Here is a 24843-nt window from a genome sequence, read left to right on the forward strand (position 1 = left end):
TTGTTTTGCTTTTATATTGCTTGATTATTACTTTAATTCAATTAATCTAAATTTTAAACAAATGAAATTATATATCACCAAGATCATTCTTGGGACATTCTTTTTACTTACCACACTTATTCCTGCTCAAAATATTTCAGAAAACAAGTATCTTGTAAAAGGTAACTGCGAGATGTGTAAAGAAAGAATAGAATCTACCGCTCTGAAAGCAGGAGCGAAAAAAGCAATATATTCTATTGATAAACAAACACTTACTCTAGAGACTTCTGCAAATATTTTAGCAGAAGATATTTTAAAGAAAATAGCAGAAGCCGGGCATGATAATGAAAAGTTTAAAACGTCAAATGAAACTTACCAAAAACTTCCAAGTTGTTGCCATTACGAAAGAGAAACTCTGGCTGAAAAACCTTCAGCCACAGACAATCACAATCATTTAAAAAATGAAAATGAGTTTTTTGTAAAAGGAAATTGTGAATCTTGTAAAGCAAGAATAGAGAAGGCCGCAAAATCTGCCGGAGCAAAATCTGCAGTATGGAGCGCAGAGAAACAAACTGTACTTTTAGATTTCGATTCTTCAACTACTTCTGCAAATCAAATTCTTAAGAAAATTGCTGAAGTAGGCCATGATAATGAAAAATATAAAAGTACAGATGAGGTCTACAAAAAACTACCCGCATGCTGTCTCTACAACAGAGAAACTGAATTGGGTGAGAAAAACGAAAACATACATTCTGACCATATAGAAAACGTTCCTGCAATTAAAAATAGTGATACTGAGCTCAATCAAGAGAGCAGTACAGCAAAAGAAAATTCAATTGCTGGTGTTACACTTACTGCAACAAAAGCCGCGACTTCGTTGAACAAAAAAGAAACAGGTCTTGTCTTTAATATTGATAAAAAAGAACTTTTAAAAGCAGCATGTTGTAATTTATCCGAAAGCTTTGAAACTAATGCTACAGTTGATGTTTCGTTCAGTAATGCTGTAACAGGAACAAAACAGCTTAAGATGTTGGGTTTGGATCAAAAATATACGAGTTTAACGAAAGAACTATTACCCGAAATTCGCGGTATTGCTTCCGCTTACGGTCTTAGTCTTATTCCTGGAAGATGGATTGAAAGTATTCAGTTAACAAAAGGCGGAAGCACGGTTACCAACGGTTACGAGAGTATCACAGGACAAATTAATACAGAATTAATCAAAAGTGCGGAAAAATCTGAAACTTCCTTAAATCTATTTGCCGATTTCAATGGAAGAGCAGAAGCGAATATTACTCATGTAGAGCCCATTAATGATCACTGGACGCAAACTTTGCTTCTTCACGGAAACGGAACTTTTGGAGATACAGATATGAATGAAGATATGTTTTTGGACCGTCCTAAAGGTACACAGATAAACACAGCCTATTTGTTGAATTACAATGATTTAGAACGTTCCGGATTTGGTTCGCATTTCGGGATAAATTTTGTAAAAGATGAAAGAACTGCGGGACAAACAGGATTCGATAAAAAATTGCCACAAAGCCAGCAATCACTTTACGGAGTGGGTATTGATATATCAAGATTTCAGGTTTGGAACAAAACAGGATACGTTTTTAAAGGAAAGCCTTATCAAAGTTTAGGATGGATGAATCAGTATGTTTATCACCAGCAAGACAGTTTTTTTGGTCTTAGAAATTATTCTGGCCAGCAACAAACGTACTATTCAAATTTAATTTTTGAAAGCATCATCGGAAACACCAATCACAAATACAAAACAGGAGCAAGTTTTCTGTATGATAGCTACAAAGAAAATTATCTAATTAACGATTTTAAAAGAAATGAAGTTGTTCCTGGAGTTTTTGCTGAATATACTTTAACAGGTTTAAAATATACATTGGTTGCTGGAGCAAGAGTAGATTTTCACAATCTGGCAGGTACACAGTTCACACCAAGAATTAATTTTAAATATGATTTTACCCCAAAAACTATTGTAAGATTGTCGGCAGGAAAAGGTTTCAGAACGGCGAATGTTTTTGCAGAAAACCAACAGTTTTTCGCTTCTAATAGAAATGTTCAAATTGTAGAAAATGGAGGAAATATATATGGTTTAAAACCTGAAATAGCATGGAATTATGGTGCTAGTTTACAACAGGAATTCAAAATTTTCGGAAGGAAATCTACTTTAATGGTTGATTTTTTCAGAACAGATTTTCAAGATCAAGTCTTGGTTGATCTAGACCGGTCGCCACAGCAGTTAACGTTTTATAATCTGAATGGAAAATCATTTGCCAATTCATTTCAGACGCAGTTTGATTTCTCTCCTTTCAAAAATTTTGATGTGAGATTGGCTTACAAATATTATGATGTACAGGCAGACTACATTAATGGGAGACGTGAGGTTCCTTTTATGGCAAAGCACAGAGGTTTTGTGAATCTGGCGTACGCAACCAACAAAAATAAAAATGAAGGTTTCTGGAGTTTTGATACTACATTAAATATAGTTGGAAAACAGAGGCTTCCAGGCACATCAACAAATCCTATAGAATTTCAAATTCCTGTTTATTCCGAATCGTATGCAATTGTTAATGCACAAATTTCTAGAAATTTCAACAAAAAACTAAGAGCTTATGCTGGTGGAGAAAACTTAACATCTTATCATCAGAAAAATGCGATTGTAGATTTCAGAAATCCTTTCGGAAATTACTTTGATGGCGGAATGGTGTATGCTCCAATCATGAAAGCCAATTTCTATGTGGGTTTTGATGTTACTTTTTAATATTTTCATCAAAATGTTTTTTATCTTTTTATAGCATAAAAGACGGTTGTTTTCTATAAGGCAGCTCTTCTTTTAGTACAAAGTTATTTTTGTTTAAATCTAAAATTTCCAAATAAAACAAATCTTGAAAATATTTTCTCGGTTTGTTTTATTTAAAATTAGAATAATTGTTAGTAAAATATAAATGATTTATTTTAAAAAATGAGGTTCAAAATCAATTGATGGTTTCAATTTTGTATCTTTAAAAATCAAATTTAAACATCAAATATTTTTATGAAACGTAACGCAACAGCCGTTTGGAACGGTACAGTAAAAGAAGGGAAGGGCCATATCACAACGCAAAGTACCACTTTAAATCAAACTCAATATTCTTTTGGAAGCCGTTTTGAGGAAGGTGTAGGCACCAACCCAGAAGAACTTTTAGCAGCCGCTCACGCAGGATGTTTTACAATGAAACTGAGTGCTGAATTAACTCAGGCAGGTTTCACTCCGGAAGAATTGACCACAAAATCAGTCATTACTTTAGATCCTGCTGCTGGAAAAATTACAAAATCTGAATTAACTTTAACCGCCAAAATACCGGGTATTTCAGAAGAAGATTTCCAAAAGTATGCAAAAATTGCTGAAGAAGGTTGTCCTGTAAGTCAGGCTTTTAGCTTTGAAATTAGTTTGACTGCGACTTTGGCAAATTAATATTTTACCAAACATTTGCTGCCCAGGAGCACTATGTATGTACAAAAAATATAATGATAATTGATGGCACTCCTTAGGAGTGCTATCTTTGTTATAGCCAAAACTGAATAAACCAATAATTTACATTTTGGAAATATTGTATCACTAACTCTGATACATTACCACACAAAACCCATCGCAATTTCTATGGGTTTTGTTATTCAAAGGAACGAGCGAGACGCTCGCACCAGCCGGGGAGTTTTTATTTTTTGGGTAATCTCGTTATGTCTATTGCATTAACTTTTAATAATTCCCCAACGTCTTTGTTGTGTTCTTTTTTTGGTGGTATTATAAAAGTCAAATATTCAAAAGAGTAATCTGTTTTTTCTGTTGTTACCCAAGAACCTTTACTATACAATTTCACTTGGTCAGTTATATCATTATTTTCTTTAATTATTTTTGGATAAAATCCTTTATCAAAAGTTTCTTTATCAATATAACCAACGCCAAAATTATTTATTTTAAAATCATTTCCTTTTTCATTAGAAACAAATAATTTCACTTCCCCTGAAAAATTCTTTGGGATAACTACTTTATTAGTTGGTCTATATTGACTAGCATAGAATATTGAACAAATAATAATAACAAATACAGAAGTAAAAGTTAATGTATTCCATTCTGATTTTAATATAATTTTCAGAAAGTATCCTAATAAAAACGATATAAAAAGTAAAATAGGCAAAAAAAGTAAAACCAAAAACCAAGGGGATAATATCATTGTCTCAGTTTTTAGCATTTTCCAAATACCAAAACACGAAGACAAAATGCCCAAAAATATAATGACAAATTGTAATTTAGATTTCATTATTTTATCTTTTATAGAATTTTGAGGGATAATATGGAGATTTTCCTCCAAAGTCTGTTAAGGTTGGACGAATATTAGCTTTAAATCCACTATGTGTCTTGACAAATGAAGGCTGATTATACTGCATTCCTACAACTCCGTGAATATATAATGTTGCTGAAGGGAAAACGTTTGTATAAGCATTAACAGATAGATTACCTGAACTTTTATCAAAATTAATATTTAGTTTTTGTGCTACGTCCACAATTTTATATCCCATAAAATTTAACCCAATTTCTTCAATAGGAGAAACACTTGCGTGTTGTTCAAAATTTACATTAATTCCTTTAGAATTACTTGTTATGCCTAACACATTGTTACTTCCACCTTCTCCAGGATAAAAATCTCTTCCTTTTCCTACGGGCGTAGGTCCAATTTCTATAGATTTAGACGCAGATAATCCTGTCAATTCTCCCTGCGAATTTTCAGAAGCGTTTAAAGTTATTGTGCTATTTAATTTATTGCCTGTTGGATCTGTAAAAGGTGGAACGGGACCGTCCCAACTTTTTGAATCTATGTAACTGTTGAAAGTAAAGTATAATTCTTTGCCAAGGTAACCTTCGCCTTGTTTAGTAGTATACTGATCATTGGCTTTATTATCCCAATAAATAGAACCGTCTTTTCTACGGACAAAATCATCGGGAGCCCTTCCATCAGGATCAATAAACCTAATTGGATTGTTAAACGCATAAATATAAGTACTATGACGGGTCATCTTCTCCGCCAACGGATCTACCACGCCCCATCTTCCGATATCCGGCATGTAAAATCTTGCTCCATAGTCATACATTCCGGTCTCTTGGAGTTCCTTACCGTTGTACTTATACCGATAACTCACATTCCCCGCCGTAGGATTATATCCCTCATGCTTCAAGCCAAATGGGTAGTAATTGTTTTCTTCAAGAACTTCTGCGCCGTTACCATTATTAAAGTAACTCAATCTTACATTTCCCAAATGGTCTGTGTAATTGTAAATATACTTATTATTTTCAAAATTGTAATAGCCTTCTGCGGTTGGTACAAAATTTAATGTTGGCGGAAAATTACCGCTTCCTCCAATGGCAGACTCATATTGAAAACCATCCAGATATTCAGTTATTTTAGTCGTAAAGGCATTGGCAATTATTAAATCTTTGTACTGGTATAATTTTGAAACTTTAGTGCCGTCAGACCGGTATTTGTAGGTTATGTTTACATACTGTTTTCCTTTTCTCTCAATATAATCGTTGAATTGTACATATCTGGGTTTTTTTGCTAAAAATGCAGCAGCTTTATAATAAAAAACCCATCGCATTACGATGGGTTTTGTGTTTATTTAGCTTGCTCAAAGTCGGGAGACTTTGCGCAGCGGGGTCAAAGTCGGGAGACTTTGCGCAGCGGGAAAACGATTAATATCTTTTGCCAAGGACTCAATACTATTGTAAGTTTCCATCAACCCATTATCTATTGTTTTCCATATATTAAATTGTCCATATCTTGCATCTACTGCATCCGTCCAAAATTTTATCCAACCAGTCTCAAAAGAAATATTGTCCATTTTTCCCCCATGTGCAAAATAATTGAATACTGATGCTGCTGCATTTCCTGTAAAATTATATGCGCCGCCGCCGCCAGCTCCACTGTTATAACTCATCCCGTCAGACATGCTGAAAGATAAGTACGATTGGTATTTTGGCCCCAATAATGATGTGGGGGAAGGACCCTGCCCAATACTTCCGTCCTCATAGATCCATCTTCCGTCAGGATCAGTTAAAGAAATCGGGTTATTGGCAACGTATGCATAGGTACTGGTAGAAAGATAATTCTCAGCCAGCTGATCAATACCGTTCCATCTACCCAAATCCGGCATGTATTCTCTCCAGCCATAGCTGTACATTCCTGTTTCCTGAAGCTCTTTGTTACTGTACTTGTAATTTTTATAGCTTCCCTGTCCAAAAAATGCGGTTCCTGTTTTAAAGTGATTCATCCCCAAAGGGTAGTAATCATTGTTATCAGTGATCTCAAGAGCGCCTGTGCTGTTTCTTCCGTAAGAAAGCCTTACATTTCCCAAATGGTCTTTGTGCTGGTAAATATATTAATTTTTAAAATTTTATTATCACTAACTCTGATGCTCAAGGATTAATTATCAGTCATTTATGTATATTTTTTCTACTAAAATAAACAAGAGTAGGGAAATGTCTACTCTTGTTTTGATTATTAAATTTAAAATTTGTTTTGAAAATTAATGATTTGCATTTAAAAATGTTGCATCATTAACTTTGATACATTACCCCTTATTTCTACGGAATTTTATTAAGTATTCATTCATTAATTTAGCTATATCTTCAACATTATCTTGTAGAGCAGATGTATTAATTACAAAGGGAGTACCATATCTTTGTACTCTATTTTTTAAAAAAAAATTCTGAATTCCTTTTTCGTAATTTTCATACTTTTCAACGTGATTAATATAAATTATTATATGTTTAATATTATTAATACTTATAGTTTCAATACTCTTGATATCCTCCCACATAATATTTTTGTTTGAATATTGAATTATGCCTATAAATAATCCATCTTTGTTTATTATTATAGAAAACTCTTTATTAAAAACGCTTTTAGTAGTGATATATACAAGTATTAAACAACCTAAAAGCCCTAATATTCCTATTAAGAGTACTATTGTCTTATTTGGCATAAGAGCATATACATATTTTGATGGATTCAACAAAAATAAAATACTAAAATAAAGTGTAAAGAATATTAATATCACTAAAAGTATGATAATGAAAAAATATTTACGTTTATTTTTTTTAAAGATAATATCTGACATAATTTTTTATTTATTTATAAGAATTTTCAACAAGCTCCCCGACATAATCGCTAGCAAAGTAGCCAGCTACTCCGCCAACTATAAATCCGATAATTGTACCAACACCAGGATAAACCTTAAAAAGTTAGCGTTTCTCTTTATTTATAAGTCACGGATTGCAAATCCGCGCTATCGGGCACAGTTCGTTTTATTTCATTCTGAGCCAGAATTTCAAGATTTAGATATTTACAGAAAAATGTTGCTGCGTTTTAGTTTTGTTTTCTAATACAAAATAGAACGCTTTTATAACACAAAACCCATCGCATTACGATTGGTTTTGTGTTTATTTAGCTTGATCAAAGTCGGGAGACTTTGCGCAGCGGGGGTAAGCTAACACTTCTGAAACACTACCGAATAATTTCTATTTAGGTTTCATGAAAGTATATTTTAAAATTACCCCATTTTCTTTTACAAGTGTGAGAGTATCTTGATAAGGCCTTTTTAAAACTTTATCCCCTTTTTTTGCTGTATATAGAAAAATATTATTTTCATTAAGCTGACTTGTTAAAGGGTAAAAAATAACTTCTCCTTCTTTAAAACGTAATTTAGCACCTCTGGCATATTCTTTTAAATCTAAAATGTTGCCATTTATCTCTTTTTTATTAAATTGAATATAATTTTTTTCTTCCTTATTGTCCATGTATTTTCCACCGTAATAAAAATATAGCATTATAACAAAAATAAACCCTATTAAAAGTAAAATTCCTTTTTTCATCTTTTTCTATAAAAATCATTTATTAAATATGTATTTGAAACACCTCCTGATCCATTGAAAGGAACAGGGCCTGCTGGAAGACCTAAACCCACATTTACCTGTCCGCCTACTAAAAATTCACCTCCATTCAATCTTGTAACAGTTCCTGTTAGACCTAAATTTCCTCCAGCTGATATTGAACCTGCTCCCCAAACTGTGGGAATATCACCATTTCTTGTATTGGTAATAAGCATACTTCTAGTAATTTGGGATGCCATTCCTGTATAATTTACATTTCCGACATTAAATGTTAAGTCAACATTATAACCACCACCTATTGAAGGTGTTGTTGTAAATGCTGGTAAAATACTTGCTTCAGGACCATGAATAACCCAATTTAATTCAAAACTAGTTCCTCCCCCTGTACCTGCAATACCAGAAAAGCCAACCCCTACATTAACAAAATCTCCTGTGAATCCCCTAACAAAATCACTATTCCAAATTTTTTCCCATGTACTTTCTTCTTCCCCTTTATCTAATTTCAGTTTATGAAGGACATTCCAATTATAATCTAAGTCTCCGCTGGAACTGTACAAACTACCACTGGTTGTCCACCAACTTGCATATCCATTATCAAAAGAAATATTATTCATATTTCCGCCAGTAGCAAAGTGTTTAAAAATAGAAAATGCGGCATTTCCTGTAAAATTATATGCATTGCCACCGCCTCCACCGCCGGCTCCACTATTATAACTCATCCCGTCCGACATACTGAAAGACATATAAGCATGATGGGTTGGTCCCAATAATGAGGTGGTAGAAGGGCCCTGCCCAATGCTACCGTCCTGATGAATCCACCTTCCGTCAGGATCGGTTAAAGAAATCGGGTTATTGGCAACGTATGCATAGGTACTGGTAGAAAGATAATTCTCAGCAAGCTGATCAATACCGTTCCATCTACCCAAATCCGGCATGTATTCTCTCCACCCGTAGCTGACATTCCCGTATCCTGAAGTGATTTTTTATTACCGATTTTGATACATCAAAAGATTTAGTTTTTATGAATGAATTTTATAAAATAAACAAAACCAATACATCTGAAACATTGCCCGCAAAAATTAACAAATAACCATTGTTTTAGAATTGATCTAATCATTTGAAGAGCTTTATACTAATTATTATCATAAAAAAAAGTATAACACTGCAAAATAATTATTATAAGAGCTAATATAAAAAACATAATTCTTTTCCATCGAGGTGTTTTTTTGTATATATCATTCAATTCTTCAATAGAAATTATTGTCATAATATATTTCTTTAAAAGTTTTCTAGTAAAAAAAACTCAATTGGAACGGCTATTATTAAAAATAGTAATAAACTTCTAAAACCTAATTGAAGGTATATGTTAAAGATAATTCCATAAACTATGTATGAAATATTTGAAGTAGTAACATTGAGTAGAGTTTCTTTTAAATCAGCTCCTTTAAATTGTCCAATTTTTTGTCCACAGTAATTAATAAATAACCATTGCTTTATAATTGATTTAATCATTTAAAAAACTCCTTGAATTAAAAATGAGAATACAAATAATAAAAAACATATTATCACAAGAATTATTGAATAAGTAAAATTTAAGACTCTTTTCCATTTATGAGTTTTATTATATTCTTGCTCTAATTGATTTATTATAACATTTGGCATTATAAGTTTTTTAATAATTTTTCTTATTAGAATGTTATCTACTATTAGTAAAATTATAAATCCTATAATACTTCTAAAACCTAAAAATAAATAGAAATTTAGAATAATTATGTTTAAAAAATGTCCTATTTGAGCATTAAATATATTTAGCATATAACTTTTCATTCTGGTGTGTTCAAATTGCCCAATTTTTTGCCCGCAATAATTAATAAATATCCATTGTTTAATTATTGATCTAATCATAAATATGAGTATTTACTTCACCAATTTGTTCATCTATTTTATCTCCAATATCAAATGTATAATCTAAAACTCCATAAGCTAAAATAAATGGGGCAGCATCTGTAAAGTCATAACCTATTTCTACATAAGCATAATCCGAAACCGGATTCGGGTAAATCTTGATATTCTGCTTTTCAATTAATTGATCAATCTGCTGATCGCCAAGTTTTACAATCTTCCAGTTTTCCTTTCCTAATTCCTCTGCACTTGTGCCAGCAAGTATGATAGAGCCATCTCTGTTGAGTTTTAGGTCAGATAATCTTTCTTCCTTTTTTCGGGATTCTCCCTTAATATGTTTTCTCCACTGTTCATTTCCGTTCATATCAAGGTAAAGCATCCAAAAGGTCTCATCATCTTTCTCTATTCTGCCTTCAGCCTGAGTATATCCACCTAGTAAGATACCTTTCGATGATTTGTCGTCCCCGGAGTTTATTGCCTGCATCGACATCAGTACATCCCTATTTTTAAAATTATAAGATTTTTGCCAGATATCTTCTCCTCTTTCATTTAGGGAAAGTATCCAGACATCTGTACCTTCTTCAACACCTGACTTCTTGTTACCCGATCTCTCGGATCTTGAACTTCCTCCGATGATATATCCTGCAGAAGTCAAAGCTATGGTTTTCACATGGTCATCAGCTTTTCCACCATAATTCTTCTCCCATTCTACTTTTCCTTCTTTACTGAGTTTAATAATCCAGTAATCTCCCTCGCCATAATTTTCAGTAAGTTTCGGGAGCCGGGATGTAGCATCGGTAGGAGTGTTTTGGGTGTTTTGTTTCGAAGAACCTGATGTCCTGAACTCTGAGCTCCTAGAGTAAACAGCCATAATTGCTCCGCCGTCTTTTGTAGGCATAATTTTTTCAACTTCATCTAGACCTTTTCCACCAAAAATGATTTCTGATAAAACTTTTCCCTCCTTATCCATTCTGCTCACCAAAACATCTTTAGATCCGAAGCCACTGCTGTTGTTTTGGACGTTGCCCGCAACGAAAAACCCAAAGTCTGTAGTTTGGATCACAGATCTTGCTTCATCATCACTTGCAGTACCAATGGTTTTCTGCCACAGTTCCTCGCCAGACTCGTTCAGTCTTATAAGCCAGATATCAGAACCGCCTTTTGAAGCATCTTTTTTATCATGGCTTTTGCCCGAATACGAAGTTCCGGCAAGAAGAAATCCTCCTTCCTGTGTATTTACTGCCGCAGATAAATAATCGTGATTCTGTCCTGAGAAATACTTTTCCCACACCTCATTTCCCTGCTGGTCAAGCTTAACAACATGGAAGTCGTATCCGTTATTCTGTTTGTTTTCAGTAGAAGGTTTGGGAGCTTGAATGGAACTTCCTGTAATGAGATATTGTTGGTCGATTGTCATGGTTACCTGAGATAGAAAATCCTGTGTGGAGGACTTAATGTCTTTCTGCCATAGAACTTCCTGTGCAGAAATGCCCAAAACAGCACAGAGGAAGAGTGCTGCAACATAATTTTTTTTCATATTTATTTTTCTGAATAATGTTGCGAACTTAAAGAAAAATCAACTGCAAAACAACCGTAAAAATACGGTAGTTTTTTTGAGAATTTTAGTATGAAAATCCGAAGTGTAAAATTAAAAAGCCTGCATACTCAATTGTTGCAGGCTGTAAGCTAAATATTTTTAAGTTTTGTTATTGAGTATTGGTTTTAGGCAAAGAACCTCCTTTGTTTCCTCGGGACGAGTGTACAAAAGCTAAAAGATGATCTAATGTATATTCTGTCGCTTTCTGCTCTCCTTGGAAAATAATTTTGCCCAGTTTAGCAACCTCACTTATATAGACATACAATTCTTTATAAAGGTTTTTGTTTGTAGCGGTAAATGCTTTTCTCTGTTGCTGTAAGCTGGTTTGCTCGTTGCTTTTAAGTGTCATTGTATTAAAAATATTTTCCAGAGTATCCGGAAAATCTTCTTTCATGCCATTGGCGACAAGCAAAGCACTGTTTGCAGAAACAATTTGCTGAAGGGAGCTGAGACAAAGCAAGGCACCCTCAAAATTTCTGTTTCTTATTTTCTTTAAGACATCACTTGCCAGCGAAGTTTCTACCTTTGCCTTACTAAAAACAAGATTCACAAGTTTAAGTGGTTTGTTTAGATTGTTCCCAATTTCATAAAGTTCTTGTGTGCTTTGTTTTTGCCGTATTAAAGCAATATCTCCAGTTTCTTTCATTCTTACCTCGTCCGTTTTACTTTGCATTGCAGCGAGATAATCAGAATTAAATAAATGATTTTCAGCTTCGAAAATCGTAAGGTCTCTCGTAAGACTTCTTAGTAATGTGTCGGCTATCGGCACATATTCTTCATTTTGAATTGCCATCATGTTTTATTTTTTTCGATTAGTATAGTGAAGTTAAAATTATAAATAGTACCTAACCAGCGCTTTATTGTAGATATTTATCGCAGTCACTGTAGATATTTGTCTACAGTATTGATGATTCATCAGACGCGTTTTATCTCACACTTATCTGCATTGTAATAGTAAGACATATACATTGTAAGGTTTCAAAGAATAAAGTCTCCTTTGGGCAGTCAGTTTTTACTGCTACTCAATATATTTTTCTTTTAATTCTATTAAGTTTTGCTATTGCACACTACATTTTTACTATTGCACACTAGATTTTTTTTGCAAATCATAAGCTTTTTATTACTGCTTATTATTTCTATTTTATTTTTCGCTGTTGTTGTAGTGTTTTGCTCGGCGTTTTTTATTCTTTTATGATACATTTTGTTATAGTGCATCCTTTTTTCACAGAATAAAATAAGAATTCCTGTAAACTAAATCTAAACTCAAACTTTAGTTCCAGCAAAAATATACCAATCGGTATTTTTTTATTACTTTTGTTTGATAATTTGATTACAACATGTCAAAAGCAGACAAAACCCGACAGTTTATCATCGAGAAAACAGCAACTTTATTTAATACAAAAGGTTATCTTTCTACGTCTTTATCTGATATTACTGAAGCAACGGGTCTTACTAAAGGAAGTGTTTATGGTAATTTTGCTAATAGAGATGAAGTAGCGATTGAAGTCTATAAATACAATTCAGGAATTCAGAAAAATCATTTATTGAAATCTTTTGGTAACGAATATCCTACTATTTCTGACAAATTGTGTGCATTTGTATCTTTCTACAGGAAAAATTGGCGTTTTGTTTTTGAAAGTGGTGGATGCCCTTTGATGAATGCTGCAACAGAATCTGATGATACTTTTCCCGAACTAAAAGAAAGAGTACAACTGTCTTTCATGGATTGGTCGAAAACCATCTCTGAAATCATTAAATGCGGACAAGATAACAAAGAATTTAACCAAGAAATTATTCCAGATGATTACGCATCGCTCTTCATTATTCTTATTGAAGGCGGAATTTTGTTATCTAAAACAACCGGAGAAGAAAAACATTTAAATCTAGCTCTTGATAGAATTTTTATACTCATTAATAAAGAAATTAAACAAAATCCTTTATAAATTACAAATATTATGGATAAACTAGGCGTACTACAATCATTTATCGGAAAAGAATTTACAGCATCCCCTTCACCCTTCATGCGGTGGCTAAACCCTAAAGTGGTAGCTGCCAAAGAAGGTCTGCTAGAATTTCAATATACAGTGAGAGAAGAATGGCTGAATCCCATGGGAAATATGCATGGCGGAATTACAGCAGCAATTATTGATGATATAATAGGAGCAACCATGTTTTCCCTTAATGAAAAAACGTTTATTGTAACTATAAATAATAGTATCGATTATTTTTCAACAGCAAAAGAAAATGATATTATTGTAGCCGAAACAAAAATTATTAAAAGAGGAAAACAATTTGTAAATGCCCAATGCGAAGTTTGGAATGTAGACAAAACAAAATTAATTGCAAGAGGAACCTCCAATTTATTTAAAATTAATAACTAAAATAGGTTATTATAATATCAGCATTAAAATAATATCTAAAAACGATAAAAATTACCATTCATATATGAAACGAGTTGTTATTACAGGATTGGGCGCGGTGACGCCCTTGGGAAATAATGTGGAAGAATTCTGGCAAAACAGCATCAATGGAGTGAGCGGTGCTAATAAAATCACTCATTTTGATACCACAAAATTTAAACTAGATTTTGCTTGCGAAGTAAAGAATTTTGATCCAAAAGTTTATTTGAATCACAACGAAATAAAGAGAAGTGATCTGTTTTCGCAATACGCAATGTACTCTTCAGCAGAAGCCATCAAAGATTCTGGTTTATTATTGGAAACAATGGATCCTTTCGATACCGGTGTTATTTGGGGAACCGGACAAGGAGGAATGTGGACCTTCGAAAGCGAAGTGATGGAATTCACAAAAGGTGACGGAACACCCCGCTTCAACCCTTTTTTCGTGCCTAAATTTATTGCAAACATGGCTTCAGGAATGATTTCTATGAAATTTGGCCTCCAAGGAATTAATTACACAACTATCTCCGCTTGTGCTACCGGAAATACAGCCATAATGGATGCTTTTAATTACATCCGTTTAGGAAAAGCAAAAGTGATCATCAGCGGTGGTTCCGAAGCAGCAATTACTCCGGCATCCGTGGGTGGCTTTTCTATTATGAAAGCAATGTCTACTAGAAACGAAGATTTTGCAACCGCTAGCCGACCTTATGATGCAGATAGAGATGGTTTTGTGATGGGAGAAGGTGCCGGTACTTTGGTGTTGGAAGAATACGAACACGCAAAAGCCAGAGGCGCTAAAATCTATGCAGAACTAGTAGGAGCTGCAATGACGGCTGATGCTTATCACATGACTGCGCCGCATCCCGAGGGTGTTGGAGCAATAAAAGCCATGCAATTGGCATTGAAAGAAGCCGGAGCAAATGCTGAAGATATTGATTATTTAAATCCTCACGCTACATCAACTCCGTTGGGAGATTTATTGGAACTAAAAGCAATAAGCAAATTGTTTAAAGGAAGTAAAAATCTTGATGTAAGTGCTACAAAATCTATGACGGGTCATTTGCTGGGTGCAGCAGGGGCAGCAGAAGCTATTCTTTCTATTAAAGCAATCGAGAACGGAATTATTCCACCGACTATTAATCTTCACAAGATAGATGAAAACATTCCTACAGATGTGAATATTGTCTTTGGAGAAGCAAAGGAGAAGGATATTAATTTTGCACTGAGCAATGCCTTTGGTTTTGGAGGGCACAATGCGACATTGGTTTTTAAGAAATTCAAGTAATTTTATATTATTAAAAAACGTCCTCAGATTCAATCTCTGAGGACGTTTTTGTTTAATGACAAGTTGCAGGATTATGTTTGTGATTAGGGTCTGTATCGTGGCAGTTAATGTCATGATCCGGAGAAACTTTCATTGCCTCAGAAGGAGGAGATATGTAGGGAATACCCAACTCTAACCCTCTTAGAATAAATAATCCGCCCAAAACAATCATGATGACAGGTATAAATTTTAAAATTTTTATTCTAAAGCCTTGATTCATTAGGTTTCCTACCAATACTACTGTAAACATAAAAGGAAGCGTGCCAAGACCGAAAAGAGCCATAAATGTGGCGCTTTGCCAAATTCCTCCGCTAGCGAGACTTGCTGTAAGTGCCATGTAGACCATCCCGCAAGGTAAAAACCCATTCAGTAAACCTGTTGAAAATCTTGATTTGTAATCTGCTTTTTGTAGAAGTTTTCCTAAATTGTATTTAACTTTAAATAAAAATTTAGATATAAAAGGAATTTTTGAGGCAAAATCTTTTCCACCAAAGGAAAATAATGCCATGATGATAAGTAAAATACCTACTGCAATGGTAAGATATTGCTGAAAACCTGCCAATTCAAAACCCTGTCCTACAACACCCAAAATTGCACCCAATAATGAGTAAGTAAATATTCTACCGAACTGATAGGTGAGGTTTTGAAGATAATAATTAGTCGCCTGTTTTTTGGTTAATCCCATAGATAGCGCAATGGGGCCACACATACCAATGCAGTGAAAACCCGACGCAAAGCCGAGTCCCAAAGCCGATATGATTAATGCTATTTCCATACTACATCATAATCAATTCTATAATTGGTATTGTTTTTTAACCAACTTAGTCTCAAAGTATAATTTCCTTTTACAAGAACATTTGCTGGGATTGTAAATGATTTTTCAGCATCCAAGCCAACATCTTTTTTGATGTCAAGTTTTTCATCATCTGTACGATTAAGAACAAATTTTACTTTAGCATTTCCGTTATTGTAATCAGCAGGAAATTGAATGGTGATTCCCTTTGTACTTTGGCTGTAAACCGGTTTGTTTACAAGTTCATCAGCTCTTTTTTTAGAATCAATTACGTCTTGGTATTGCAGTTCTTCTTCATAATAATTTTCGGTTACCATTTCAGAGTTTTTTTGCCCGTTTGGAAATAGAAATAACATCGAAAGTATAAAAACAATAAATGTAAAAAGTGCGATTATGACGCCATGTCCCCAACTTATATTTTTCATTTTAATTTTTTAAAACTGTAATTTAAAAGGTCCTTCGAAATAGGTTTGGTAAGAATCAATCAATTTACCTTTCATATCGTAGACACCGATGGTAATGTTTTGTTTAGAAAGTTTAATTTCATTTTCTGGGAAACTGATATTAATGGTTCCCTTAGAAATTTTGTCTCTATCAACTGTAATTTTGTGCGAGATGCTGTACGTAATCTCAGAATGAGCTGGCTCAATTACCTTTACGGTTACTATTTTTTTATCGTTGGTTTTATTAAGGAATGTATAGTTGTAAGTATTGCTGATTTTACCATCTCTTACGAAGAATGTACTTCCAGCGGGTTTAATGAATTTTGCCTCCATTTCGCCACGGTTGTATAATAAGAAACCTAAAAATCCTACCAAAAGTATCAAAACAAAGGCAAAACCTTTCATTCTTCCAGTAAACTTGTATGGTATTTGGTTTTCAATTTCGTTTTCAGAAGCATATCTTACCAATCCTTTCGGAAGTCCTACTTTTTCCATTACTTCATCACATGCATCGATGCATGCTGTACAGTTTACGCATTCAAGTTGTTGGCCATCACGAATGTCTATTCCTGTAGGGCAAACAACTACGCACTGATGACAATCTATACAGTCGCCTTTCCCAGCGGCTTTTCTATCTTCGCCTTTTCTCCATTTTGAACGGTTTTCGCCTCTTTTGAAGTCGTAAAAAACATTAATGGTATCTTTATCAATCAAAACCCCCTGAAGTCTGCCGTAAGGGCAAACCAATGTGCAAACCTGCTCTCTAAACCAAGCAAAGACAAAATAGAAAGCTCCTGTGAATAAAATCATGACCACGAAATTGGTTAGATTTTCGAAAGGCCCTTGCGAAATGATGTTAAGAACTTCTTCGTAACCCACGATGTACATAAACATAATGTGAGTAATAATCAAAGAAATAATGACATAAACAGACCATTTTAAAGCTCTTTTTGTTATTTTTTCGCTGTTCCATTCTTGTCTGTCAAGCTTCATTTGTTTATTTCGGTCTCCCTCAATCCAATATTCTATTTTACGAAAAACAGATTCCATAAAAATTGTCTGAGGGCAAATCCACCCGCAGAAAATTCTTCCGAACGCTATTGTAAAAATGATAATGAAAATAAGTGAAGCAATTGCTCCAAGAGTGAGAATAAAGAAATCTTGCGGAAAAAATGGTTGACCGGCAATATAGAATTCTCTGTCTATTACATTAAAAAGAAAAAAAGGATTCCCATTGATTTTTAGAAACGGAACTGCAAAGTAGATAAGTAATAAAGTATAGCTTACAAGATTTCTATAATTGGTGTATTTGCCTTTTGGTTTTCGTGGAAATACCCATTTTCTCTTTCCAGATTGTTCCATTGTACCAATAGAATCTCTATAGCTTTCAGGATCGAGTACTTGCCCTTGTCCGCCTCGCAGTTCATTATCTTCTATATCTGACATTTTATTGTTGTTTTAAAAAGAAAAAACATAATTTGTTATTTGATTTAAGCTTTTTAAATTAATAACAAATTATGTTTCATTTTATATTTTTCAGTTGATTAATACTATTTCTTTTCCCATTTAGCTTCATCTCCATAAGGTGGTGCGCCGCCTTCAGCCGGAGTGATTGGCTTTTTCATTTGGTTAATAGAATAAACGTAAGCTGCAACATTTTGGATGTCGTTACCTGTAAGAACTCCGTTTTTACCCCAAGCCTGCATTGCAGAACCTGTAACACCATTTTCTACAACGTGGAATACGTTTTTGAATAATGTTTTCTCTGGCTGATTGTTCCAGAAATTATCGGTAAGGTTAGGACCAATTCCACCACGACCTCCGTCTGAGTGACAAGATACACAATTGGTTTTGAAAACCTCTTCACCTGTAGCAATATTGTCTTCAGAAAATTCTGCAGTTTCAATAGTTACAGGAGGCTGCTCTTTCATATAGATTGCGATACTGGCTTCTTGTTCTTTATATTCTTTCTCATACTCTTTAATTGGGCTTGCAAAATCTGTGAAAGCATAAGCTGAGATATACAATACACAAAATGCTGTGCCAAACCAGAATAAACCTACCCACCATTTCGGAAGTTGGTTATCCAGCTCCATGATTCCATCAAAACCGTGATCAATTAAGATGTCTTTTTCGTGAGTATCAGATTGCTTTTTGAAAGCTGCCGCATATAATCTTTGAAAATAAGGAACTTTTTTTTCTGTAAGATATAATGCTTTCTCTTCGTCTGAAAGTTTTTTAAACTTATTATTTTCTATTAAATCACCAAGCGCACTATGAATATACGCCATGATCGCTCCAATTATCACTGTACCCCAAAAGTAAGGTGAGGTAAGGAAAGAATAACTTTGAACGAACAGATAATAAAAAATAGTAAGCAGTCCGATTATTATAAAAATATTTACAAAAACTGGCGTTCTTTGTTTCATAATAAATTATTTAGTTTTTTAAGTTAAAATCATCCTCATCATCCTGAAGTGGCGCGTTCTCTTCTTCTCTGTAAAATTTTTTCGGTTTGCTGAAAACATAGATTACGAGAACAATGAAAAACAGAATAAAGATAATCAAGGCAAGGGTCTGATAGAAACCTGCGTTTTCCGAATTGGATAAGATGTCTTTAAAATTCTGAGGAATCATTTAATATTTAATTTTTAGTTTGTACTTGCTGTTTTTACTTCCGTCGTTTTGATGTCTGTACCCAATCTTTGCAGATAAGAAATCAAAGCTACGATTTCTTTCTTTTCAAGCTTCACGTCTGGTCTCTTAGCATATTCTGTTTTCAAGTCTGGTGCTTCAGAGAAGATGTCTTTTACAATTTTTGCAGCTTGGTTGTCTGCCCATTTATCAGCAGAATCAATTTGCGCTTTTGTATAAGGAACATCATAAGTATTCTTCATAAACTTGATTTTATCAATCATCTGAGATCTATCAAGATTATTAGCAATCAACCAAGGGTAACGTGGCATGATAGAACCTGCAGAAGTAGATCTTGGGTTATACATGTGTTTGTAATGCCAAGAGCTTGGGTTTTTACCTCCTTCTCTATGTAAATCTGGTCCTGTTCTTTTAGATCCCCAAAGGAAAGGTCTGTCGTAAACAAATTCTCCCGCTTTAGAGTACTGTCCGTTTTTACCATTAAATCTAGTAATCTCATCTCTAAAAGGTCTTACCATCTGAGAGTGACAAGCGTTACATCCTTCACGAATGTATAAATCTCTACCTTCTAATTCTAATGGTGAATAAGGTTTTACTGCCGAAATCGTAGGTACACTTTTCTTTAGAGATAGGGTAGGAATAATTTCTACCATACTTCCTATAGAGATTGTACACAATGATAATATTGTTAAAAGCAAAGGCATTCTTTCCAACCATAGGTGGAAACCTTCTCCTTCTTTACGTTTGTTGCTGATGTTTGCCAATGGTGGTGCTTCTGCAGGAACTTCTTTCTGGAAAGAACCTTTTCTTACAGTCATGTAAACATTCACTACCATTAGAAGTCCTCCTGATAAATAGAATAATCCTCCTAAGAATCTCAATTTAAAGTAAGGAATAATTGCAGTTACAGTATCCAACCAGTTTTTCCAAACTAAAGTTCCGTCCGGATTGAATTGTTTCCACATTAGACCTTGTGTAAATCCTGCGATATACATTGGTACTGCATAGAAAATGATTCCTAAAGTACCTAACCAGAAATGCCAGTTAGCTAATTTTACAGACCACATTTTGGTTCTCCACATAATCGGTACCAAATAATAGATAACACCGAATGCCATGAAACCATTCCATCCTAATGCTCCTAAATGAACGTGACCAATTACCCAGTCTGTAAAGTGACCAATTTTATTGATGTTTTTTGTAGCCAAAAGAGGTCCTTCAAAAGTAGCCATACCATAACAAGTAACAGCAACGACGAAGAATTTCAAAATAGGATTTTCTCTTACTTTATCCCATGCTCCTCTTAGTGTAAGAAGACCATTCAGCATTCCTCCCCATGATGGTGCAATAAGCATTATAGAGAAACCAGTTCCCACTGCTTGTGCCCAAGCTGGTAATGCTGTATATTGAAGGTGGTGTGGGCCGGCCCATATATAAACAAAAATCAATGACCAGAAATGAATAATTGACAGTTTGTATGAGAATACAGGTCTGTCTGCTGCTTTAGGTAAGAAATAATACATTAAACCTAAAACAGGAGTCGTCAATACAAATGCTACTGCATTGTGACCATACCACCATTGTACTATAGCGTCTTTTGCTCCTGCGTAAGCAGAGTAAGATTTCCAACCAGAGAAAGTTAAAGGCACTTCAAGGTTGTTGAAAATGTGAAGCATTGCTACCGCAACCCAAGTTCCAAGATAGAACCAGATTGCTACATAAAGGTGTCTTACTCTTCTTTTTCTGATCGTTAAAATCATATTAACCCCGAAAATAATCCACGAAATTGCAATCAAGATGTCAATTGGCCACTCGTGCTCTGCATATTCTTTTGAGGTATTGATCCCCATAAAGAAGGTAATAAATGTAGCAACAATCATAAACTGCCATGTCCAGAAATGAATCCATGATAGTGTATCACTGTACATTCTTGTTTTTAGTAGTCTTTGTGTAGAGTAATAAACCCCTACGTAAACGATGTTACAAACAAATGCAAAGATTACCGTTGTGGTGTGTAGCATTCGTATTCTTCCAAATCCTAGTGCACCGTGGCTATTAATCAAACCTTGTAAATTTCCTGATGCCAGACTGTTGATGGTTTTATCATCAGTTCCGAACAAAAACTCAGGAAGCTCAGGATAGAAAAGCATCAATGCTGCCGTCAATCCAAATACGAAACCAATAATTCCGAAAACTATGGTCGCATACAGGAATGCCCGGACAATACCGTTGTCATAACTAAACTTTTGTGTCTCCATATCTTAACTATTCACTTTTTTCTTTAATATTATCTTTCTCTATTTCATTTTGGTGATCTCCCTGCTCATCCTTCTTTTCCTTGATTTCATCTGAGTCAAAAAGTATTCGTACAGCCGGAGATTCATCATCTTCAAATTGTCCTTTTCTGGCAAAAATTATAAAAACTACCAGGAAAACAGCAGCCAAAGAAACACTGCATAGGATCATTAAATATAGAATATCCATTATGCGACAAATTTAACCCTTTTTCGGCGTGTAAAATTAATGAAAAATAATGAGATTAATCACGAAATACAGGGTTTGGCTAATTTAAAACAAATCTAAATAAGCGTATTTAAGGCTGGTTTTTGAAATGTTTCCTGCCTAAAATCCAAGTAGAAATTGTAGTAAATGAAATAACTGTGATTGAACTGGCTGGCATTATCAAAGCTGCAAAAAGCGGACTCATATTTCCGGTAACAGCAAAAGATAAACCAACTACATTGTAAAGAAAACTGATTATGAAAGTTATTTTCACAATTGTAATCGAGCCTTTGCAAACATTCAAATAATGATCAAGTTGAGATACTTTTTCTCCGTTCATAATGACATCGGAAGATGGTGTAAAGCTGTTGCTATCGTCTGAAATAGCAATTCCCACATTGCTTTGTTTTAATGCTCCCGCGTCGTTTAGTCCGTCTCCCAGCATGATTACTTTTAAGCCTTGGTCCTGAAGATTTTTAATATAATTTAGTTTGTCTTCAGGGTTTTGGTTAAACGCCATTGAGCTGTAATTTGGAATGATCTCTTTGAGCTGGTTTTCTTCTGAAGAGTTGTCGCCACTCAGAATGAAAATCTTATAGTTGATTAGCTTTTTGAAGAGAGTGCGAAGGTTTTCACGGTATTCATTTTTGAAAATAAATTTCCCAATAAACTCGTTGTTTTTACTTATATAAACTGCTGTTTCAAGATTTTTAGATTCTTTATTGTTGTATTTTGCAGAACCAATTTTGTAATTATTTCCACGTACAGATGCTTCGTATCCTTTCCCTGAAATTTCTTCAAATTCTTCAACCGGAAAATAGTTATCCTGAACTTCTAAGTATTCATATAAAGATTTTGAAAGTGGATGGTTTGAGTTTTTAACTAAACTTTTAATATTTGATAAATCAAAATCCAAAATTTCAGAGCCTTCGTATTTGATGTTTGTTTTTTTTCTATGTGTAATTGTTCCAGTTTTATCAAAAACCAATGCGTTTACTTTTGCGATTTTTTCAATTGTCAATGTGTCTTTTACGTAGAATTTATTTCTACCTAAAATCCTCATTATATGACCAAAAGTAAATGGGGACGATAAAGCCAAAGCACAAGGGCAAGCAATAATCAAGACTGCGGAAATTACCTGAAACATGGTTTCTAAATCGATAAAATACCAATACACGCCCGCAATTAACGCAATTCCTAAAATGATGAATGTGAAATATTTGCTGATATTATTAATTAAAGTATCTAGTCCGGTTTCATGTTTTTTGAACGCTTCTTTGTTCCAAAGTTGGGTAAGGTAACTTTGATCTACGTTTTTAATTACTTCAAGCTCCAAGGATGAGCCTATTTGTTTTCCGCCAGCGAAAATTTTATCTCCTGGTATTTTAGAAATACTTTCACTTTCTCCTGTGATAAAACTGTTGTCAATATTTCCGTTTCCGCTAATTAAAATGGCATCAACAGGGATTATTTCTTGATTTCGTACTAGAATTCTATCACCAATTTTGATTTCTGAAAGTAAAATATTCTCTTGTTTACCATTGAAATCAACCTTAGTTACAGCAATCGGGTAAAAGGATTTGTAATCTCTGTCATAAGAAAGCGAGCTGTATGTTCTTTTCTGAAAGATTTTACCCAAAAGCATGAAAAACAACAATCCGCAAAGTGTGTCAAAATAACCCGGTCCGTAATCTGTTGTGATTTCGTAAATACTTCGTCCAAACAAAACGAAAATCCCTAAAACAATAGGAACGTCAATGTTAACTATTTTGTTTTTCAAACCATACCAAGCCGATTTGTAGTAATCTGATGCTGAATAAAAAACTACAGGAATTGACAGTAAAAACATTAAGACCCTGAATAATCCTTTGTAATGCTTCATCCAATAATCTTCACCACCATAATATTCAGGAAAGGCCAGGAACATTCCGTTTCCGAAGGCGAATCCTGCTATCGCAAGCTTTACTAATAAAGATTTGTCTAAATGATCTTCGTTTTTATCAGCAGTTTCGAGATTGATCGCTGGTTTGTAGCCTAAATTTGTTAGGAATTTGGCTAGATCACTTAGTTTTAGATTGTTGTGATTGAATGAAACTTGTAAGGTTTTTCTTGTGAAGTTGACCTGAGAATAATGGATGTCTTTGTGGAGCGTGTGTAAGCTTTCTAGTAGCCAAATACAAGAAGAACAGTGGATTACCGGAATCCTGAATGTAACTAAACTGGTGTTTCCTTCTGAGAAATCTGTAATCTTGTTGAAGATTTCTGGCGTGTCTAGATAATCAAACTGTGACGAGTTTTCATCTGGTCGTATTCCCGCTCTTTTGTTGAGTTCGTAAAAATTACCGAGATTATTGGTATTCAAGATTTCGAAAACAGACCTGCATCCTGCACAGCAAAAGAGTTTTTCGTCAAATAAAATACGCTCCTTTTCTATAACCTGACCACAATGAAAACAGTTCTCGCTCACTTCGTAAAATATTGGCTTACAAAATTATAACATTTTTTTTTGTTTATCGATTTAAAATGTTCTATTTTTGTGATAAATGTCATATTATAATGTCGCAGGAACAACAAGTTGCCATTGAAGAAAAGTTTGCAAAAGTTTTTAACGATCAGTCTTTCAAAGAAAGGCTCTCTGAGGGGGATTATGAAAAATATTTCAACGCAAAAAAGAAGTTTTCTTTTCAAAAGCATGAAATTATTTTCGAAGATGGAGAAATTCCGAAAGGTGTTTTTGTTTTAGAGAAAGGGGCCGCAAAACTTTCAAAATCTGGAGCTTTCGGTAAAGATCAAATTTTAAGATTTATAAAAGAAGGCGATATCATTGGGTATCGGGCTTTGCTTTGTGGAGAAAATTTTCAGGCAAAAGCTGAAGCGATGACTGATATAGAATGTACATTTCTTCCGTCTGAAGTTTTCATGCATCTATTAGAGGTAGATTCACAATTGTCATTCGTAATGTTGCAAAAAATCTCTTACGAATTGGGAGAATCATCCAATACCATCACGTTTCTTGCTCAAAAAACGGTAAGAGAAAGATTGGCGGAAATTTTAATTCTTCTGGAGCAGAAATTGGGTACCGATCCTGAAGGTTTTATTAAAATCTCCTTAACGAGAGAAGAAATCGCGAATATCATCGGTACGGCAACAGAAAGTGCCATTAGATTAATTTCAGAATTTAAAGGAGATCAGCTAATAGAAGTAGACGGCAGAAACATTAAGATTCTCAACCACGATAAACTCATGAAACTCGGTCACGTAGTTTTATAATATACCATATACAAGTCGGCTTAAGCCGACTTTTTAA

The 24843-nt window shown here is 34.2% G+C and carries 22 protein-coding genes; 6 read left to right on the top strand and 16 right to left on the bottom strand.

Features of this window, described 5'->3' with window-relative positions; genetic code table 11:
- Positions 1-61 precede the first annotated feature (61 nt).
- Positions 62-2755: a TonB-dependent receptor domain-containing protein gene (locus BW939_RS01970; RefSeq protein WP_076449277.1), complete on the top strand. Its 2694-nt coding sequence runs from the start codon at positions 62-64 to the stop codon at positions 2753-2755.
- Positions 2756-3028: 273 nt separating this feature from the next.
- Positions 3029-3448 (top strand): OsmC family protein, encoded by a 420-nt coding sequence (locus tag BW939_RS01975; protein WP_076449279.1) that lies wholly within the window; start codon positions 3029-3031, stop codon positions 3446-3448.
- A gap of 241 nt (positions 3449-3689) precedes the next feature.
- Here BW939_RS01975 and BW939_RS01980 read toward each other — a convergent pair whose 3' ends face one another.
- The 8 genes from BW939_RS01980 to BW939_RS02025 all read right to left on the bottom strand — a co-directional run bounded on the left by BW939_RS01980 (position 3690) and on the right by BW939_RS02025 (position 12213).
- Positions 3690-4292, bottom strand: coding sequence for a hypothetical protein (locus tag BW939_RS01980; protein ID WP_123891541.1), 603 nt, complete (start codon positions 4290-4292; stop codon positions 3690-3692).
- 4 nt (positions 4293-4296) lie between these two features.
- Positions 4297-5625 (bottom strand): RHS repeat domain-containing protein, encoded by a 1329-nt coding sequence (locus tag BW939_RS16125; protein ID WP_076449283.1) that lies wholly within the window; start codon positions 5623-5625, stop codon positions 4297-4299.
- Between the two features lie 30 nt (positions 5626-5655).
- A complete protein-coding gene (locus BW939_RS01990; RefSeq protein ID WP_076449285.1) occupies positions 5656-6381 on the bottom strand; it encodes an RHS repeat-associated core domain-containing protein in 726 nt (241 codons plus the stop codon).
- A 216-nt stretch (positions 6382-6597) separates the two neighbouring features.
- Positions 6598-7146, bottom strand: coding sequence for an STM3941 family protein (locus BW939_RS01995; RefSeq protein ID WP_105170174.1), 549 nt, complete (start codon positions 7144-7146; stop codon positions 6598-6600).
- A gap of 400 nt (positions 7147-7546) precedes the next feature.
- Positions 7547-7900 carry a hypothetical protein gene (locus BW939_RS02000; protein WP_076449288.1) on the bottom strand — a complete coding sequence of 118 codons (354 nt, stop codon included), beginning with the start codon at positions 7898-7900 and terminating at the stop codon, positions 7547-7549.
- Positions 7897-8898: an RHS repeat-associated core domain-containing protein gene (locus BW939_RS02005; protein ID WP_228417109.1), complete on the bottom strand. Its 1002-nt coding sequence runs from the start codon at positions 8896-8898 to the stop codon at positions 7897-7899. Before BW939_RS02005 ends, BW939_RS02000 begins: the two co-directional genes overlap by 4 nt.
- Before the next feature lie 917 nt (positions 8899-9815).
- Entirely contained in the window at positions 9816-11357 is a 1542-nt protein-coding gene (locus BW939_RS02020; RefSeq protein ID WP_228417081.1) for a T9SS C-terminal target domain-containing protein, read from the bottom strand.
- Between the two features lie 169 nt (positions 11358-11526).
- On the bottom strand, positions 11527-12213 hold the full coding sequence (locus tag BW939_RS02025) for a hypothetical protein (RefSeq protein WP_105170173.1): 687 nt from the start codon (positions 12211-12213) through the stop codon (positions 11527-11529).
- Between the two features lie 541 nt (positions 12214-12754).
- Between BW939_RS02025 and BW939_RS02030 the strand changes: the two genes are divergently transcribed.
- The 3 genes from BW939_RS02030 to fabF all read left to right on the top strand — a co-directional run bounded on the left by BW939_RS02030 (position 12755) and on the right by fabF (position 15104).
- Positions 12755-13360, top strand: a complete 606-nt coding sequence (locus BW939_RS02030; RefSeq protein WP_076449297.1) for a TetR/AcrR family transcriptional regulator — start codon at positions 12755-12757, stop codon at positions 13358-13360.
- A gap of 12 nt (positions 13361-13372) precedes the next feature.
- Positions 13373-13798, top strand: a complete 426-nt coding sequence (locus BW939_RS02035; RefSeq protein WP_076449299.1) for a PaaI family thioesterase — start codon at positions 13373-13375, stop codon at positions 13796-13798.
- Between the two features lie 64 nt (positions 13799-13862).
- Positions 13863-15104 (top strand): beta-ketoacyl-ACP synthase II, encoded by a 1242-nt coding sequence (gene fabF, locus BW939_RS02040; protein ID WP_076450099.1) that lies wholly within the window; start codon positions 13863-13865, stop codon positions 15102-15104.
- Positions 15105-15156: 52 nt separating this feature from the next.
- Here the strand turns inward: fabF and BW939_RS02045 are convergent, their stop codons facing one another.
- The 8 genes from BW939_RS02045 to BW939_RS02080 all read right to left on the bottom strand — a co-directional run bounded on the left by BW939_RS02045 (position 15157) and on the right by BW939_RS02080 (position 24003).
- Positions 15157-15918, bottom strand: a complete 762-nt coding sequence (locus BW939_RS02045; protein WP_076449300.1) for a sulfite exporter TauE/SafE family protein — start codon at positions 15916-15918, stop codon at positions 15157-15159.
- Entirely contained in the window at positions 15909-16361 is a 453-nt protein-coding gene (locus tag BW939_RS02050; protein ID WP_076449301.1) for a FixH family protein, read from the bottom strand. Before BW939_RS02050 ends, BW939_RS02045 begins: the two co-directional genes overlap by 10 nt.
- A gap of 9 nt (positions 16362-16370) precedes the next feature.
- Positions 16371-17825, bottom strand: a complete 1455-nt coding sequence (gene ccoG, locus BW939_RS02055; protein ID WP_076449302.1) for a cytochrome c oxidase accessory protein CcoG — start codon at positions 17823-17825, stop codon at positions 16371-16373.
- Between the two features lie 104 nt (positions 17826-17929).
- Positions 17930-18808, bottom strand: coding sequence for a c-type cytochrome (locus BW939_RS02060; protein ID WP_076449303.1), 879 nt, complete (start codon positions 18806-18808; stop codon positions 17930-17932).
- A gap of 10 nt (positions 18809-18818) precedes the next feature.
- Positions 18819-19016 carry a cbb3-type cytochrome oxidase subunit 3 gene (locus BW939_RS02065; RefSeq protein ID WP_076449304.1) on the bottom strand — a complete coding sequence of 66 codons (198 nt, stop codon included), beginning with the start codon at positions 19014-19016 and terminating at the stop codon, positions 18819-18821.
- Between the two features lie 14 nt (positions 19017-19030).
- The gene (gene ccoN / locus BW939_RS02070; RefSeq protein ID WP_076449305.1) at positions 19031-21292 is read right to left on the bottom strand and encodes a cytochrome-c oxidase, cbb3-type subunit I; all 2262 of its coding nucleotides are present in this window, start codon (positions 21290-21292) and stop codon (positions 19031-19033) included.
- Between the two features lie 7 nt (positions 21293-21299).
- Positions 21300-21518, bottom strand: a complete 219-nt coding sequence (gene ccoS / locus BW939_RS02075; RefSeq protein WP_076449306.1) for a cbb3-type cytochrome oxidase assembly protein CcoS — start codon at positions 21516-21518, stop codon at positions 21300-21302.
- A 109-nt stretch (positions 21519-21627) separates the two neighbouring features.
- Complete coding sequence (locus BW939_RS02080; RefSeq protein WP_076449307.1) at positions 21628-24003, bottom strand: heavy metal translocating P-type ATPase; 2376 nt, start codon at positions 24001-24003, stop codon at positions 21628-21630.
- An 89-nt stretch (positions 24004-24092) separates the two neighbouring features.
- Here BW939_RS02080 and BW939_RS02085 point away from each other — a divergent pair, with 89 nt between their 5' ends.
- Entirely contained in the window at positions 24093-24806 is a 714-nt protein-coding gene (locus BW939_RS02085) for a Crp/Fnr family transcriptional regulator (RefSeq protein WP_076449309.1), read from the top strand.
- Positions 24807-24843 lie beyond the last annotated feature (37 nt).

The sequence above is a fragment of the Chryseobacterium piscicola genome, from assembly GCF_900156685.1.
Classification (GTDB): Bacteria; Bacteroidota; Bacteroidia; order Flavobacteriales; family Weeksellaceae; genus Chryseobacterium; species Chryseobacterium piscicola.

What these genes read in the sequence shown, in the direction of transcription:
- BW939_RS01980 (WP_123891541.1), bottom strand. Translation starts at nt 4,292, where the DNA reads ATGAAATCTAAATTACAATTTGTCATTATATTTTTGGGCATTTTGTCT.
- BW939_RS01995 (WP_105170174.1), bottom strand. Translation starts at nt 7,146, where the DNA reads ATGTCAGATATTATCTTTAAAAAAAATAAACGTAAATATTTTTTCATT.
- BW939_RS02025 (WP_105170173.1), bottom strand. Translation starts at nt 12,213, where the DNA reads ATGATGGCAATTCAAAATGAAGAATATGTGCCGATAGCCGACACATTA.
- ccoN (WP_076449305.1), bottom strand. Translation starts at nt 21,292, where the DNA reads ATGGAGACACAAAAGTTTAGTTATGACAACGGTATTGTCCGGGCATTC.
- BW939_RS02050 (WP_076449301.1), bottom strand. Translation starts at nt 16,361, where the DNA reads ATGAAAAATATAAGTTGGGGACATGGCGTCATAATCGCACTTTTTACA.
- ccoS (WP_076449306.1), bottom strand. Translation starts at nt 21,518, where the DNA reads ATGGATATTCTATATTTAATGATCCTATGCAGTGTTTCTTTGGCTGCT.
- BW939_RS02020 (WP_228417081.1), bottom strand. Translation starts at nt 11,357, where the DNA reads ATGAAAAAAAATTATGTTGCAGCACTCTTCCTCTGTGCTGTTTTGGGC.
- BW939_RS02060 (WP_076449303.1), bottom strand. Translation starts at nt 18,808, where the DNA reads ATGAAACAAAGAACGCCAGTTTTTGTAAATATTTTTATAATAATCGGA.
- BW939_RS02085 (WP_076449309.1), top strand. Translation starts at nt 24,093, where the DNA reads ATGTCGCAGGAACAACAAGTTGCCATTGAAGAAAAGTTTGCAAAAGTT.
- BW939_RS02035 (WP_076449299.1), top strand. Translation starts at nt 13,373, where the DNA reads ATGGATAAACTAGGCGTACTACAATCATTTATCGGAAAAGAATTTACA.
- BW939_RS02000 (WP_076449288.1), bottom strand. Translation starts at nt 7,900, where the DNA reads ATGAAAAAAGGAATTTTACTTTTAATAGGGTTTATTTTTGTTATAATG.
- BW939_RS01970 (WP_076449277.1), top strand. Translation starts at nt 62, where the DNA reads ATGAAATTATATATCACCAAGATCATTCTTGGGACATTCTTTTTACTT.
- ccoG (WP_076449302.1), bottom strand. Translation starts at nt 17,825, where the DNA reads ATGTCAGATATAGAAGATAATGAACTGCGAGGCGGACAAGGGCAAGTA.
- BW939_RS02065 (WP_076449304.1), bottom strand. Translation starts at nt 19,016, where the DNA reads ATGATTCCTCAGAATTTTAAAGACATCTTATCCAATTCGGAAAACGCA.
- fabF (WP_076450099.1), top strand. Translation starts at nt 13,863, where the DNA reads ATGAAACGAGTTGTTATTACAGGATTGGGCGCGGTGACGCCCTTGGGA.
- BW939_RS02045 (WP_076449300.1), bottom strand. Translation starts at nt 15,918, where the DNA reads ATGGAAATAGCATTAATCATATCGGCTTTGGGACTCGGCTTTGCGTCG.
- BW939_RS16125 (WP_076449283.1), bottom strand. Translation starts at nt 5,625, where the DNA reads ATGCGATGGGTTTTTTATTATAAAGCTGCTGCATTTTTAGCAAAAAAA.
- BW939_RS02030 (WP_076449297.1), top strand. Translation starts at nt 12,755, where the DNA reads ATGTCAAAAGCAGACAAAACCCGACAGTTTATCATCGAGAAAACAGCA.
- BW939_RS01975 (WP_076449279.1), top strand. Translation starts at nt 3,029, where the DNA reads ATGAAACGTAACGCAACAGCCGTTTGGAACGGTACAGTAAAAGAAGGG.